The organism is Acidovorax sp. GW821-FHT10E04 (assembly GCF_059415185.1).
This window is the reverse complement of record NZ_JBWKMT010000005.1, coordinates 17029-32163: the sequence shown is the minus strand read 5'-3', so window position 1 is coordinate 32163 and position 15135 is coordinate 17029. Positions and strand designations below refer to the sequence as shown.

The 15135-nt window shown below is 66.9% G+C and carries 14 protein-coding genes; 2 read left to right on the top strand and 12 right to left on the bottom strand.

Translation table 11 applies throughout. The annotated features are described in order from the left end of the window. Positions 1-7 precede the first annotated feature (7 nt). The 10 genes from AC07OC_RS16425 to AC07OC_RS16380 all read right to left on the bottom strand — a co-directional run bounded on the left by AC07OC_RS16425 (position 8) and on the right by AC07OC_RS16380 (position 10927). Positions 8-475, bottom strand: a complete 468-nt coding sequence (locus AC07OC_RS16425; protein ID WP_494601739.1) for a DUF3592 domain-containing protein — start codon at positions 473-475, stop codon at positions 8-10. Positions 476-516: 41 nt separating this feature from the next. Then, positions 517-1437 carry a 2-hydroxyacid dehydrogenase gene (locus AC07OC_RS16420; protein WP_218339885.1) on the bottom strand — a complete coding sequence of 307 codons (921 nt, stop codon included), beginning with the start codon at positions 1435-1437 and terminating at the stop codon, positions 517-519. Next, positions 1437-2045, bottom strand: a complete 609-nt coding sequence (locus tag AC07OC_RS16415) for a DUF4276 family protein (protein ID WP_494601738.1) — start codon at positions 2043-2045, stop codon at positions 1437-1439. The genes AC07OC_RS16420 and AC07OC_RS16415 overlap by 1 nt, the downstream gene beginning before the upstream one ends. Then, positions 2042-3241: an AAA family ATPase gene (locus tag AC07OC_RS16410; protein WP_218339887.1), complete on the bottom strand. Its 1200-nt coding sequence runs from the start codon at positions 3239-3241 to the stop codon at positions 2042-2044. Before AC07OC_RS16410 ends, AC07OC_RS16415 begins: the two co-directional genes overlap by 4 nt. 122 nt (positions 3242-3363) lie before the next feature. Continuing rightward, positions 3364-5379: an acetyl/propionyl/methylcrotonyl-CoA carboxylase subunit alpha gene (locus AC07OC_RS16405; RefSeq protein WP_218339888.1), complete on the bottom strand. Its 2016-nt coding sequence runs from the start codon at positions 5377-5379 to the stop codon at positions 3364-3366. 2 nt (positions 5380-5381) lie between these two features. After that, entirely contained in the window at positions 5382-6101 is a 720-nt protein-coding gene (locus AC07OC_RS16400; protein WP_218339891.1) for a DUF4126 domain-containing protein, read from the bottom strand. Positions 6102-6257: 156 nt separating this feature from the next. Then, positions 6258-7037: an enoyl-CoA hydratase/isomerase family protein gene (locus tag AC07OC_RS16395; RefSeq protein ID WP_218339892.1), complete on the bottom strand. Its 780-nt coding sequence runs from the start codon at positions 7035-7037 to the stop codon at positions 6258-6260. After that, on the bottom strand, positions 7034-7543 hold the full coding sequence (locus AC07OC_RS16390; protein WP_218339893.1) for a DinB family protein: 510 nt from the start codon (positions 7541-7543) through the stop codon (positions 7034-7036). Before AC07OC_RS16390 ends, AC07OC_RS16395 begins: the two co-directional genes overlap by 4 nt. Before the next feature lie 17 nt (positions 7544-7560). Next, positions 7561-9168, bottom strand: coding sequence for a carboxyl transferase domain-containing protein (locus AC07OC_RS16385; protein WP_494601737.1), 1608 nt, complete (start codon positions 9166-9168; stop codon positions 7561-7563). Positions 9169-9190: 22 nt separating this feature from the next. After that, the gene (locus AC07OC_RS16380) at positions 9191-10927 is read right to left on the bottom strand and encodes an AMP-binding protein (RefSeq protein ID WP_218339896.1); all 1737 of its coding nucleotides are present in this window, start codon (positions 10925-10927) and stop codon (positions 9191-9193) included. A 210-nt stretch (positions 10928-11137) separates the two neighbouring features. Between AC07OC_RS16380 and AC07OC_RS16375 the strand changes: the two genes are divergently transcribed. Both AC07OC_RS16375 and AC07OC_RS16370 read left to right on the top strand, forming a co-directional pair. Further along, complete coding sequence (locus tag AC07OC_RS16375; RefSeq protein WP_255591080.1) at positions 11138-12148, top strand: AraC family transcriptional regulator; 1011 nt, start codon at positions 11138-11140, stop codon at positions 12146-12148. Positions 12149-12264: 116 nt separating this feature from the next. Continuing rightward, positions 12265-12945: a glutathione S-transferase family protein gene (locus AC07OC_RS16370; RefSeq protein ID WP_218339899.1), complete on the top strand. Its 681-nt coding sequence runs from the start codon at positions 12265-12267 to the stop codon at positions 12943-12945. 57 nt (positions 12946-13002) lie between these two features. Here the strand turns inward: AC07OC_RS16370 and AC07OC_RS16365 are convergent, their stop codons facing one another. Then, positions 13003-14421: a patatin-like phospholipase family protein gene (locus AC07OC_RS16365; protein ID WP_369643478.1), complete on the bottom strand. Its 1419-nt coding sequence runs from the start codon at positions 14419-14421 to the stop codon at positions 13003-13005. A 27-nt stretch (positions 14422-14448) separates the two neighbouring features. Next, the gene (locus AC07OC_RS16360; protein ID WP_218296282.1) at positions 14449-15102 is read right to left on the bottom strand and encodes an HAD family hydrolase; all 654 of its coding nucleotides are present in this window, start codon (positions 15100-15102) and stop codon (positions 14449-14451) included. Positions 15103-15135 lie beyond the last annotated feature (33 nt).

Genomic DNA, 15135 nt, shown 5'->3' with positions numbered 1-15135 from the left:
CAGGGGCTCAGGGCGGTGGGGCCGCGGCCCTCGGGCGCAGGCGCAGCAACAGCCAGCCCGCCGCCATGCCCACGGCACCGAACAGCAGCATCACGACGCCGATGAAGCTCCTGATCGTGGTGGAGCTGCTGATTTCGGCCTGCGCGGGGTCCTTGGCGGGATAGCGCACCGTGACCGCCTCGCCGACCTTGTGCACGGCCTGAAGCTGGCGCGCCACCGAGTCCGTGAAACGCAGGGTTCGCCCGTCGCCCGCCACGAATTCCACGATGCTCTTCCGGGCGAGCGCCTTGCGGTGGGAGGGGCCGACAAAGGTCTCCTCATGCGCCACCACGCGGCCCTGGGCGGTGAGCGTGCCGCCCAGCAGGCTCATGCCCGAGGCCAGCAGCCACGCCGCGCCCAGCACGGTCAGGGCACCGGGCACCAGCAGGAACCAGCCCAGGAAGCCAAGCAAGCCGCGAAAGGTTGACGTGTTCATGCCCCCATTTTCAACGCTGGAGACACCGCCGGCCAGCGGCCTCAGTACCCACGCCCGGGGTTCACCACGCCCGCGACCGCCTCGCCCCGCTGCAGCGCGGCCATCTTGCGCGCGATCTGGGCAATGCTCTCCTCGCGCAGCGTGCGCGCCGAGGTGTGGGGGGTGACGGTGATGCGCGGGTGGCTCCAGAACGCGTGGCCCGCGGGCAGCGGCTCGGTGCGGAACACATCGAGCGTGGCGCCGGCCACGTGGCCGCTGCCGATGGCCGCCAGCAGGTCTTCGTCCACGAGGTGCGCGCCGCGCGCCACGTTGATGACGTAGGCGCCCGGCAGCAGGCGGCCCAGCGTTTCCTTGTTGATGACATTGGCCGTGTCGGGCGTGAGCGGCAGCAGGTTGACCAGCACGCGGCTGGCCGCCAGGAAGTCGTGGAACTGCTCCACGCCACTGAAGGCGCGCACCCCTTCGATGGCCTTGGGGCTGCGGCTCCAGCCGTTGACCGGGAACTCGAACTGCGCCAGCGCCTTGGCCACGCGCTCGCCCAGCACGCCCAGGCCCATCACGCCAATGGGGTAGTCGCCACGCAGGCGCGGCTTGCGGTAGCCCCAGCGCCCGGCCGCCATGTCGGCCTCGTAGCCGTCGAACTCGCGAAAGTGGCGGATGACCACATGGCACACGTACTCGGCCATCTGCACGGCCATGCCCGCATCGTCGAGCCGCACCACCAGCGCACCGGGCGGCAGGCGCAGCTTGAGCAGCGCATCCACGCCCGCCCCGATATTGAACAGCGCCTTGAGGCCTGGCTGCTCGTCCATGAACTGCTGGGGCGGCGCCCAGACCACGGCGTAGTCGGCCAGCGGCGCACCGGGCTGCCACACGGAAATATCAGCGCCGGGCAATGCGGCGGAAAGCCCCTGGAGCCAGGGGTCGGCCTTGGTGTCGGTACAGCAGAAGGTGATTTTCACTATTTCACAGCCTGCAGCAAAATTTCGGAATTTCGAGACCACTCTGTACAGAGCTTTCGAAACGACCGGCTTCGATCAAAGGCCTGCTGCAAATCCATCCGCGCAGAGAAACCGGGCTGATCAGTTGTTTCGCGATATGACCCATTCGCCATCCGCTCACGCAACCAACCTTTTGCATTGCGCGGCACTTCGGGCTCTACTGCTCCGTCACCCTGCCGATACACAAACGATCGTACTCCGTCTAAGGACTGCGCTGCTGCAATGAACCACGCTTCGTACTCGCGATTAGCCAACACCACTCCAACAGCCCTGTAAGGAACCACTAGGGAAGCACGTTGCGCAATGTCACGGCCTTTCGACATTGGGCAGTCATCATCAGCGTCCAGCAGAATCAGTATCCAGCCCATTTCACCTGCTTTAGCAGCAGCAAGTTTTAAATGTCGATTGAACTCATCTTCCCTGTTGAGAAAACGATCTTTGTAAACACGAATGGGAGCTAGGACATCGACATAAACACCAGGGGTACGCCACTCGGCTATCCGTCGTAGAAGCACGGGCAATGCGGCAACCTCGCCGTCCCCCTCAACAATTGCGGACAGAGAGATCATGAGGATATGCTTCCGAACAGATCTGTTTGCCGCTGGGCCTCAAGAAATGCACGGTCAGGAGCCAATTGGTTCAGACGCAGTAACTCTCCAGCAGAAAAGAGATGGTTCCGCATAACTGACTTAGACGCCTCATCCAATGGCGCTATCCTCGTTTCACCTCCTTCTGAGACCACAGCAAGCAATTGCTCCGGCGAAATGTGTGGTGAATCAAGAAGATCAGGGCTATGACTGGTAACGATAATTTGCGTTTGCTCGGCTGCTTTCGATAGTGCCTCGCGAAGGGCTGCACTAGCAGCCGGGTGTAGTGCAGTTTCAGGTTCCTCGATACCAATGAGCACTGGCGCATAGTCCCTATTGCCTTGAAAAAGTGCTGTAAGTACGCCTAACGCGCGTAGGGTGCCATCAGACATATTCTGAGCAGGAAAGCTCCAAGGGTGTTTTGACCCTGCCATATCCTGACGAAACTCCAACGTTTCCAGTGGCCCAATTTGCTTCCTTTTTACACCATGCACCATAGGCACGACTGTCTGCAGATAGCTCTGAATTTCCTCCATCCTGTCCGGAGCAACACGCTCCAAGTGGCCTAAGACACTAACAATGTTCTCACCCACCGGCTTGAGCAACCTGCCATCTTGGGGTTTCTGCGGTTCACGCATTAGCTTAGGATTTAAGTTGTAGAACCCCATAGAAGTCAGGGCATCAAAAACCGGCCGAAACACAGACATACCCGAGACACTGACCAATGCCAGTCTGTCGGAAGTTATCGCAGGGAAGGTAGTTTCGCTGCTCGAGTGCAATACGCCCCGTTCAACACGAAAATATGGCCCCTTGCCTTTCGCGTTGACGACGCACTCTTCTGCCTGCACTTCGTACCCGCGTCCTGGAAGCGCGCCCACGTTAAAAACATAGTAGCCTGGCACTCCCCCGGCAAGGGTAAATTCAAGTCGAATTCCGAAATTGGTTGGATGCCCACTCGACCGCCTACGGACTTCCGTCAATCCTCCGCGTTCATTCAGTGCGTTGTCCAACGATCCTGACAGTGCATCACGTACCAAGTGCAGCGCATCTAGAAAATTACTTTTCCCAGAGCCATTCGCACCGACTAGATAGGTCAGCGCGCCTAAACGAACATCACAGCTACCAATGCTCTTGTAGTTTCGTAAAACTATCCGATTAAGAAAAACAGGAAGATTCATTCGAACCTCACGTAGGAGCCCCTACCACAATGCAGTTTTTTTTGAGGGGGCGCGAGGCGCTTGTTGGGGACTGGAGAGCGATTCAGCATGCCTCTATTCTGAATCAACCCTCCGTGTGGGTACTACACAACGAGTTTTAGCAGCTCCGCGCCTTCGGTCACCTGGTCGCCCGGGGCGTACAGCAGCTCCTGCACCACGCCGTCGGCGGGCGCGGCAATGGTGTGCTCCATCTTCATGGCTTCCATCACCGCCAGCGGCTGGCCCTTGGTGACGGCATCGCCCGCCTTGACGGCAAAAGACACCACCTTGCCGGGCATGGGGGCCGTGAGGCGCCCGCCTTCGGCCGCTGCCTCGCCCGCATGGGCCAGCAGGTCGATGGCGGTGATCTGCGTCGCGCCGCGCGGGGTGAACACATGGTCCACCTCGCCCTGGGCGTACACCGCAGCGCGGGTGCGCTGGCCTGCGAACTGCAGTTCGATGGCGCCGCCTTGTTCCGCGAATTCCAGCGGCCCTGCCACGGCCGCATCGCCCTCGCCAACCGCCAGGTGCAGCGCGCCGTCACGTTCATAGGTAAGCCAGGCCTTGGCGTGCTCGCCGCCAAACTCGAACTCGAAGCGGCGGCGCGTGAGCGCGTGCGAATGAAAACCGTCGCGGCGGCTGAAGGGGTCCACGCCTTCGCTGGCGCGTTCATGCAGCACCGTCTGCGCCACGGCGGCTGCGGCGGCCAGGGGCAGGCCCACCGGCTCCTGGTGGAACAGCACCGCCTGCTCGCGCGGGATCAGCGCGGTGTCGAGCTTTGCGCTGGCAAACGCACCGGTGCGCGCCACGCGGCGCAGGAACTGCACGTTGGTCGCCAGGCCCACGATGTGCGTTTGCGCCAGGGCCTCGTCCAGCCGCGCCAGCGCCTGCTCGCGCGTGTCGCCGTGCACGATGAGCTTGGCCACCATGGAGTCGTAGAACGGGCTGATCGCATCGCCCTGGCGCACGCCGGAGTCCACGCGCACCGCGCCCCGCTCGAATGTCACGCAGTCGGGCAGCGCATACACGTTGAGCGCGCCGGTGGCGGGCAGGAAGTTGTTGTCGGGGTTCTCGGCGCAGATGCGCGCTTCGATCGCATGGCCGGTGATGCGCAGCGCGTCCTGTGTCAAAGGCAGCGGCTCGCCAGACGCCACGCGCAGTTGCCACTCCACCAGATCGAGCCCCGTGATGGCCTCGGTCACCGGGTGCTCCACCTGCAGGCGGGTGTTCATTTCCATGAAGTAGAACTTCATCTGGTCGGGCCGCTCGTAGCCACCGGGCTGCTCCACGATGAACTCCACCGTGCCCGCGCCCACGTAGTTCACCGCCTTGGCGGCGGCCACGGCGGCTTCGCCCATCTGCGCGCGCAGTTCCGGCGTCATGCCGGGGGCGGGGGCTTCTTCCAGCACCTTCTGGTGGCGGCGCTGCACGGAGCAGTCGCGCTCGAACAGGTAGACGCAGTTGCCGTGCGTGTCGCCAAACACCTGGATCTCGATGTGGCGCGGGCGCTGCACGTATTTTTCGACCAGCACTGCGTCGTCGCCAAAGCTGTTGATGGCCTCGCGCTTGCACGATTCGAGCGCGGCGGCGAAGTCCCCGCTGTGGTCCACCGCGCGCATGCCCTTGCCGCCGCCGCCGGCGCTGGCCTTGATGAGCACGGGGTAGCCAATGCGGTCGGCCTCGCGTTGCAGCAGGGCCGGGTCCTGGTCGCTGCCGTGGTAGCCGGGCACCAGGGGCACGCCGGCCTTTTCCATGAGTTGCTTGGACTCGGCCTTGAGGCCCATGTCCTTGATGGCCGAGGGTGGCGGGCCGATGAAGACCAGGCCTGCGGCCGCGCAGGCGTGGGCGAAGTCCTCGTTCTCGGACAGGAAACCGTAGCCGGGGTGGATGGCCTGTGCGCCCGTGGCCTGGGCGGCCTCGATGATGCGCTCCCAGCGCAGGTAGCTTTCCTTGGGCGCGCTGCCGCCGATGTGCACGGCCTCGTCGCACACGGCCACGTGTTTGGCCTTGGCGTCGGCATCGGAGTACACCGCAACGGTCTTCACGCCCAGGCGCTTAGCCGTAGCGGCGACCCGGCAAGCGATCTCACCACGATTGGCAATCAGAATCTTTTTGAACATTTTTAAGCCACCTTGGCAGAACCAGAAAAGAAAGAAGACAAGCGCCGCACCACGGCGCGCAGAAACTTGAACAGCACCACCAGGAGCAACACCGACACGGCCACCATCAGCACCAGTGCGATGCCGAAGGCCACCGGGTGCTGCGTGGCCAGCCACACCACGGCCACCACCAGGCCGTCTTCGAAAAACGACAGCAGCCAGTTGGAAAACGGTTCGGGCGAGGTGTTGGCCGCTGCGCGCGTGGTCATCTTGGTGGCCATCGACGTGGCGGCCAGCGACCCGCCCAGCAAACCGGCCACCACGCCCATGGTGGCGTTGTCGGCACCGAACACGCCCGCGGCCAGCAGGGCGCCGCCGGGCACGCGGATGACGGTGTGCACGGCGTCCCAGGCGCTGTCGATCCACGGGACCTTGTCCGCAAAGAACTCGACCAGCATCAGGCCGCCCGCCACCAGCAGCACCAGCGGGTTCTGCAGCACGTGCAGACCGGGGGGCAAGGGCATCCAGCCCATGGAACCCATGCCGCCGACGAGGAACACGACCGCGTACAGCCGAAAGCCGCTGGCCCAGCCCAGCGCGGCGGCCAGCGCCAGCAGGCTGGGCATGTCCAGCTGCGCCGTGGCACGCGCCGCGCCCGCGGCCACTTCGCGCGCGGTGCCGGCGTCAACATGCAGCCCCAGGGTGTGGAGCCACTGCACGATGTTGAGCCAAAGGGTGTCCATATCAGTCCTCCACTGCGCTCTGCACTGCCTCGTGCCTCAGAGACCGCCACGGCGCCGTGCCAGAGATGCCGAGCAAGGGCCGCCCCGCAGCGATGGCATCGTCCCCCTGCCGCGAAGCGAGAGAGGGGGAAGGCGCGAAGCGACTCAGGGGGTGTTTCATAGCCAGTTCGGCTTGCGCTTGTTCAGGAAGGACTGCACGCCCTCCTTGCCCTCGTCGCTGGCGCGGATGTCGGCAATGCCCTGCACGGTGGCGGCGATCAGGCCCGCGTTGATTTCCCGCTCGGCCACATCCATCACCAGCTTCTTGCATACGCGCACGGCGTTGGGACTGGCGCTGGTCAGGGCTTTCAGCAGTTCGTCCACCTTGGCGTCGAGTTGGTCGGCCGCCACCACCTCGTGCACGAAGCCGATGCGCAGCGCCTCGGCCGCGCCGAAGCGCTCGGCCGTCAGGAAATAGCGGTGCGCGGCGCGCGCCCCCATGGCACGGATCACATAGGGGCTGATGGTGGCGGGGATGAGGCCCAGCTTCACCTCGCTGAGACAAAAGCCCGCCGTGTCCACCGCCACCGCCATGTCGCACGCGGCCACCAGGCCCATGCCGCCCGCGTACACATCGCCCTGCACGCGGGCGATGGTGGGCTTCTCGCATGCGTAGATCACGCGCAGCATCTCGGCCAGCTTGCCGGCGTCGGTGATGTTTTCGTCGCGCGTGTAGTCGGCCATGCGGCGCATCCAGTTCAGGTTGGCGCCCGCGCAGAACGCGGGCCCTTCTGCGGCCAGCACCACGGCGCGCACATCGGCACGCCCGCCCACCTCCATGAAGGCGGCGGTGATCTCGGCGATGACTTCGTCGCTGAAGGCATTGCGGATCTCGGGCTGCGTGAGCGTGATGCGCGCCACGGCGCCGGTGTGGGTGATGGACAGGTTCTGGCTCATGGCTTGGGCGGGTTTTGCAGGAAGTAGACAAGGTCCAGCTCGGGGCTGGACTGGCCCAGGGCGGTCAATGCGGCGGTGATCTGGCCCCGGTGGTGCGTGCCGTGGTTGAACACATGCGCCAGCGTGGCCGCGAACGGCAGCGATGCCGCCGTGCCGCGCATGGTGGTGTAGTCCAGCGTACCGTCCCAGCGGCCTGGGGCGAACGAAGCGATCAGCGGTGCCCAGCGGGCCGCGCCCTCGCGCAGGCGGGCATCCAGCCGCGCGCGGTCGCTTTCCAGTTCGGCGTCCAGCGCCATCTTGGGCGAGGTGCCTTCGGCAAACCGCACGAACCACAGATGGTGTTCGCCCACCAGCAGGTGGTTGAGCGTGCCGTGGATGCTCTTGAAGAACAGGCCCACATCGCGCCGGTAGGCCTCTTCAGGCAGCGCCCGCACGGCATCGAGCAGGCGCGCCGTGGCCCACACGTTGTAGCGTGCGAGCTGGGTGAAGTGGGCGACGGCGTCCATGGCGGCTCCCGGCACGGTCACATGCGGAACAGGCCGAACCTGGTGTCTTCGATGGGCGCATTGCGCGTGGCCGCCAGGCCCAGCGCCAGCACGCGGCGGGTGTCGGCCGGGTCGATCACGCCGTCGTCCCACAGGCGGGCAGTGGCGTAGTAGGGGTGGCCCTGGTCTTCGTACTGGCGGCGGATGGGTGCCTTGAAGGCTTCTTCTTCCTCCATGCTCCACTGGCCGCCCTTGCCCTCGATGCCATCGCGCTTGACGGTGGCGAGCACGCCGGCCGCCTGCTCGCCGCCCATCACGCTGATGCGCGCGTTGGGCCACATCCACAGGAAGCGGGGCGAGTACGCGCGGCCGCACATGCCGTAGTTGCCGGCGCCAAAGCTGCCGCCGATGATGATGGTGAACTTGGGCACGCTGGCCGTGGCCACGGCCGTGACCATCTTGGCGCCGTTGCGCGCGATGCCTTCGTTCTCGTACTTGCGCCCGACCATGAAGCCGGTGATGTTCTGCAGGAACACGAGCGGGATCTTGCGCTGGCAGCACAGCTCGATGAAATGCGCGCCCTTCAGGGCCGACTCGGAAAACAGGATGCCGTTGTTGGCGATGATGCCGACCATCATGCCTTCGATGCGCGCGAAGCCCGTGACCAGCGTGGTGCCATAGCGCGCCTTGAACTCGTCGAACTCGCTGCCATCGACGATGCGGGCAATGATCTCGCGCACGTCGAAGGGCTTGCGTGTGTCGACGGGGATCACGCCGTAGAGCTCTTCAGCTACAAATTTAGGAGCTACTGGCGCTTGATCGGCGGGCGTTGGAGCCTTGTTTTTGTTCAGATTTCGCACCGCATTGCGCGCCAGTTGCAGCGCATGCAGGTCGTTTTGCGCCAGGTGGTCGGCCACGCCCGACAGGCGCGTGTGCACGTCGCCACCGCCCAGGTCCTCGGCCGTGACGACCTCGCCCGTGGCGGCCTTGACCAGCGGCGGGCCGCCCAGGAAGATGGTGCCCTGGTTCTTGACGATGATGGATTCGTCGCTCATGGCCGGCACGTAGGCGCCCCCGGCCGTGCAGCTGCCCATGACCACGGCGATCTGCGAGATGCCCATCGCGCTCATGTTGGCCTGGTTGAAGAAGATGCGGCCGAAGTGGTCGCGGTCCGGAAAGACCTCGTCCTGGTTGGGCAGGTTGGCACCGCCCGAGTCCACCAGGTAGATGCAGGTGAGGTGGTTCTGCTGCGCCACTTCCTGCGCGCGCAGGTGCTTCTTGACGGTGAGCGGGTAGTAGGTGCCACCCTTCACCGTGGCGTCGTTGCACACGATCATGCAGTCCACGCCGCTCACGCGGCCGATGCCGGCAATCAGCCCCGAACTGGGCGCATCGTTGTTGTACATGTTGAGCGCGGCCAGCGGGGCCAGTTCCAGAAACGGCGTGCCCGGGTCCAGCAGCATCTGCACGCGCTCGCGCGGCAGCAGCTTGCCGCGCGCGGTGTGCTTGGCGCGGGCGGCCTCGCCGCCGCCCTGGGCGACCTTGTCGAGCTGGGCGCGCAGGTCGTCCACCAGCGTGCGCATGGCGGCGGCATTGGCCAGGAAGTCCGCCGAGCGGGCGTTGAGTTGGGTGTCGAGAATGGTCATGCTGTGTTGCTTCTTGTGTGTTTCACGCGGTCTTGGCTTCGACCAAACCGAGCTGATCCTTCATCTCATCGCGGATCTTGAACTTCTGGATCTTGCCCGTCACCGTCATCGGGAAGCTGGTGACGAAGCGGATGTAGCGCGGCACCTTGTAGTGCGCGATCTGGCCCTTGCAGAAGGCGCGGATGTCGTCTTCGGTGGGCTTCGTGCCCGGCTTGGCGATGATCCAGGCGCAGAGCTCCTCGCCATACTTGGCATCGGGCACACCCACCACCTGCACGTCCTGCACCTGCGGGTGGCGGTACAGGAACTCTTCGATCTCGCGCGGGTAGATGTTCTCGCCGCCGCGGATCACCATGTCCTTGATGCGGCCGACGATGTTCACATAGCCCTCGGCGTCCATGGTGGCGAGGTCGCCGGTGTGCATCCAGCCGCCTTCGTCGATGGCTTCGCGGGTCTTGGCATCATCGCCCCAGTAGCCGTGCATCACCGAATAGCCCCGGGTGCAGAACTCGCCGCGCTGGCCGATGGGCACCACGGCGCCGGTGTCGGGGTCCACGATCTTGACCTCCAGGTGCGGTTGCACCTGGCCCACGGTGGAGACGCGCTTGCCGAGCGGCGTGTCGGTGCTGCTCTGGCAGCTGACCGGGCTGGTCTCGGTCATGCCGTAGGCGATGGTGATTTCGCGCAGGTTCATCTGCTCCACCACGCGCTTCATCACCTCGGTGGGGCAGGGGGAGCCCGCCATGATGCCGGTGCGCAGGGTGGACAGGTCGAACTCGGCGAACCGCGGGTGGTCCAGCTCGGCGATGAACATCGTGGGGACGCCGTGCAGGCCGGTGCAGCGCTCGTCCTGCACCGTCTGCAGCACGGTGAGCGGGTCGAACCCGTCGTTGGGGTACACGATGGTGGCGCCGTGTGTCAGGCACGCCAGGTTGCCCAGCACCATGCCGAAGCAGTGGTACAGCGGCACGGGGATGCACAGGCGGTCCTCGGGCGTGAGCTTCATGCATTCGCCGATGAAGAAGCCGTTGTTCAGGATGTTGCGGTGCGTGAGCGTGGCGCCCTTCGGGAAGCCCGTGGTGCCGCTGGTGAACTGGATGTTGATGGGGTCGGTGGCCTTGAGCGTGGCGGCCACCTGGGCCAGGCGCGGGTCGGCCGCATCGCCGCGCGCGATCAGGTCCGAAAAGCGCAGCAGCCCGGGCCCGTCGGCGCCCTGGCCCGCCTCGTCGATCCACACCACCGTGTGCAGGTGGGGCAGCTTCACCGCGCCCAGCTGGCCCGGCTGCTGGTGCTGCCACTGGGGCGCCAGCTCGCGCAGCATGCCCAGGTAGTCGCTGGTCTTGAAGCGCGCCATGGTCACCAGCAGCTTGCAGCCCACCTTGTTCAGGGCGTATTCGACTTCGGACGTGCGGTAGGCCGGGTTGATGTTGACCAGCACCAGGCCCGCCTGCGCGGTGGCCAGTTGCATCAGCACCCATTCGGCGTTGTTGTGCGACCAGATGCCCACGCGGTCGCCGGGCACCAGGCCCTGGCCGAGCAGCGCGCTGGCCAGGCGCTGCGCCTGGACCTGCAGTTCGGCGTAGGTGTAGCGGCGCCCCTGGTGCACGCTGACCAGCGCCTCGCGCCCCGGCTGGCGGGCCACCATGCCGGCAAAGAAGTCGCCGATGGTCTGCTCGATCAGCGGGACGCCGCTGGCGCCACGGGCGTGGCTGCCGGTGAGAGGGGCTGCGGCGGCAAAGGCGGCAGGGGTCGTCGTCATGTTGTGTCTCCTTGCATGGCTCTTCCTCCCGCGTGCGGCGGCGGGGGCGGCGATCCGTAAGCATAGAAGCCCTGGTCCGGCCCTGGTTGCCACAAAGGTTGCAAATCGTGCCACGCATCGGGCACACTGCCTTGTGTGAAACCCGTTGCCCCCACCCCCGAGCCAGCCTGGCAGGCCCTGGCCCCCGCCAGCGCACCCGCCGTGACGCCCATGGCCTTCGTGCGGGCGATCGCGCTGGCCTACGAACGCCGGGGCATGGGCCCCGAACGCGCCCTGGCGCAGGCACAGATCGCGCCGGAGCTGCTGCACGATACCCATGCCCGCATCACCGCCTGGCAGATGGAGCAGATCTCCGATGCCGCCATGCAGGAGCTGGACGACGAGGCCCTGGGCTGGTTCAGCCGGCGCCTGCCCTGGGGCAGCTACGGCATGCTGGCGCGCGCGTCCATCAGCTCGCCCAACCTGCAGGTGGCGCTGGCACGCTGGTGCCGCCACCACGGGCTGCTCGCGGACGATATCGCGCTGCACCTCACGGTCCAGGGCGGCACCGCCACCCTGGGCATCGCCGAAGCACGCGACCTGGGCGCGTTGCGCGAGTTCTGCCTGGTCTCGGTGCTGCGCAATGCACACGGGCTGGCCTGCTGGCTGGTGGATTCGCGCATACCGCTGATCGCCGCCGAGTTCGCGTTCGCCGCGCCGCCGCATGCGGACGCGTACGCGGTGCTCTTCCGCGGCCCGGTGGCCTTTGGCGCCCCGCGGACGGCCATCCACTTCGATGCGCGCTACCTCAGCCTGCCCCTGCGGCGCGACGAGCAGGCCCTGCGCCAGATGCTGCAGCACGCCCTGCCCCTGACGGTGCTGCAGTACCGGCGCGACCGGCTGCTGGTGCAGCGCGTGCGCCAGCTGCTGGGCGCCCCCGTGGCCGGGCAACTGGCGCATGCGCTGCCCCAGCACAGCGCCGAATCGCTCGCGGGCCTGCTGCATGTGTCGCCGCGCACGTTGCACCGCCAGCTCAAGGAAGAAGGCGCCACGCTGCAGGGCCTGAAGGACGAGGTGCGCCAAAGCCGCGCCGTGGACCTGCTGCACCGCACGGACCGCCCCATCAAGCAGGTGGCCGAGGCGGCGGGCTTCGTCAACGAGAAGAGCTTCATCCGCGCGTTCCGCGGCTGGACGGGGGACTCGCCGGCGGAGTTCCGGCGCAAGGCGCGCAACGCCGCATGAAGCGTTGCGGCGCTGCGTGACGAGCGTCGCCAGGACGGCACCGGCCAGCGCACTTTCGCCACCCGCCACTACACTGGCGGGCCCGGTCACCACACCGCCATGCCCCCACCGCACCCATGATCCATCTGTACCACTGCGTCAGCGCCCGCTCCTTCCGCCCGTTGTGGATGCTGGAAGAGCTGCGGCTGCCGTACGTGCTGCACATGCTGCCGTTTCCGCCGCGCGCGCACGCCCGCTGGTTCCTGGAAGAGAACCCGCTGGGCACCGTGCCACTGCTGGTGCAGGGCAAGGCGCCACACCAGGTGCGCATGACCGAATCGGCCGCCATCTGCCAGTACCTGGCCGCCGCGCACCCGGACGCCGGGCTGGACGTGCGCCCCCCCGACCCGGCCTTTGGCGCCTACCTGAACTGGCTGCACCTGGGCGAGGCCACGCTCACCTTTCCGCAGACACTGGTGCTGCGCTACGGGCGATTCGAGCCCGCGGACCGCAAGCAGCCCCAGGTGGTGGAGGATTACAGCCGCTGGTTCCTGGCGCGCCTGCGCGCGGTGGAGGCCGCCGTGGCACGCAGCGACTACCTGTGCGCGGGCCGCTTCACGGCGGCCGATGTGTCGGTGGGCTATGCGCTGCTGCTGGCCCAGCACCTGGACCTGGAGCCGCAGTTCGGCGAGGCCACGCGCGCCTACTGGCAGCGGCTGCAGCAGCGCCCCGGCTACCAGAGGGCCCTGGCCGCGCAGATCGAAGCGGCCGAGGACCAGGACGTGCCCACCACCCCCGCGCCCGACACGCGGCCCTGAGCCAGGGACGAAAGGCCTGCCCGCGCGGGCTGGCGGCCTACCGGCCCCGCGCCTCTGTCACTGCGACGGCTGCGGCGGCCTGGGTGCGCCGTGCAGCAATGACTGCACCAGCGCGCGGAACTCGGGCGAATGCCGCAGCACGCTGCCGCCGGCCTCGATGAGGTCGGTGACCTCTTCGTGGGAGATGGAGAACGCCGTGGGCACCTGCAACAGGCGCCGCCGCGCCACGTCGTCCGGCGCGTCGCGCAGGTTCACGGGAATCACATGGATCTCGGCATCGGGCGCGAAGGCATCGCCGCTGCCCGTGGAGCCCGCGGCCAGGGCCTGGCGCCACTGCTGGGTGATGTCGCGCAGGAACTCCTGCGTCTCGCGCGTGGCGCGTGCGCCGGTGCCGAACAGCAGCGCATCCACCACCTGGGCCATGTTGGGCACCTGGTCGCTCATGTCGATGTTGACCGACGGATCGCGCTCCGCGTTCACGGTGATCAGCACCAGCTTGCGGATGGTGGCGGGCGGGATGCCCACCTCGCTGAACGTCTGGCGCAGGCCGCCGCCCGCCAGGGCCCGGTCCAGCAGGCGCTGCACGCCCAGGTTGTCCGCCAGGCCGCCGTCCACCAGGTGGATGTAGGGCTTGCGCTGCGCGTCGGTGTAGCTCAGTTCGTGCGCGCGGTACAGCCGGGCGCGGTAGTCGCCGGCGGCCGCGGCGCGCGCGCTGGCCGTGGAGCCGGTGCGGCGTTCAGGGCACTGGTCGGCGTAGTTCTTGAGCGTCATCGGGCTGAGCAGCAGCGGCACGGCCGACGAGGAAGCGACCGCAAACGACAGCGGCACCTTGCGCAGGTCCGAGCAGATCAGAGTGAACTGCTCCCAGGTGAACTCGAAGCCCGTGCCCAGCGACATGTCGGTGGCTGTGATGAACAGTTGCGGGTGGCGCGGGCGCCGCTCCACATCGCCGAAGGTCAGCCCGCCGTACAGATCGTCGAGCCGCCGCGCGAGCAGGTGGGTGCGGCCCAGCCAGGGCGAGGTCAGGTCCACCAGGTTGCCGGGCCGCAGGGCCTGGGTGATGAGGCTGTTCTGGAAGTTCTGCCGCAGGAAGTCGTGCTCGAACCGGGGCAGCCCCTCGATGCCATGCGCCGCGAAGTAGGCGGCAACAATGCTGCCGCCCGACACGCCGCTCACCACGTCCGTGGCGTCCAGCAGGGTGGTGTCCCGCCCGTTCCAGCGAAAGCGGGTCTGCTGCATCTCGGTCAGCACGCCGAAGCCAAAGGCGGCCGCGCGCGCGCCGCCGCCCGAAAGCGTCACGGCCACCAGGATGGTGGGATCGCGCTCGGACTTGCGCACGGGGATGTCCCGGTCTTCGGGCGGCAGCGGCTCGTTGATCCAGGGGCGCACCGACGAGCAGCCCATGAGAACGCCGAGGGCCGCGAGCGCGGCGCAGTTGCGTAGCCACCGTGGCAGCTGGCTGCTGTGCTTGGGCATGGCGTGTCCTGGTGCGAACAGCAGCGGTCAGCAGCCCAGCAAGGCCGGCAGCTCGGCCATGCTGCGAAACACCTCAGACGCCCCCGCCGCGCGCAGGGCCTCGCCATCGTCCAGCGGCGCATACGCAAACACCGTGGCGCCCGCCGCCACCCCCGCAGTGACGCCCGTCACCGTGTCTTCGACCACCGCGCAGCGCAGGGGCTGCGCCTGCAGCGCGGCGGCCGCCGCCAGGTACACGTCCGGCGCGGGCTTGGTGCGCGGCATTTCGTGGCCGCTGAAGATGCGGCCCTCGAAGAAGGGCGTGAGGCCCACCTTGGCCAGCTGCATCTCCACCTTGTGCCGGTCGGCCCCCGAGGCGCAAGCGATGCGCCCGCCATGGTGCGCGTGCACGCGCTCGATGGTGCCGTGGATGTGCTCGATGGCCGTGAGGCGCTGGTCCAGCTCGGCATTGCGCCGCGCATAGAAATCGGCCATCCATGCATCGGTGAGCGGCCGGCCGGTGTGGGTCTCGATGCGGGCGGCCTCGCTGCGCACGGTCTTGCCGATGAAGATGCGCATGCACTCCTCGGCGCTCAGGGCCCAGCCGGCCTCCGCGAGCATGTCGCGCAGCACGCCGTTGGTGATGGGTTCGCTGTCCACCAGGACCCCGTCGCAGTCGAACAGTATTGCTTCAAATTTCATAGCTTATGGCGCCTATGGATAAAGGGCTTGAGG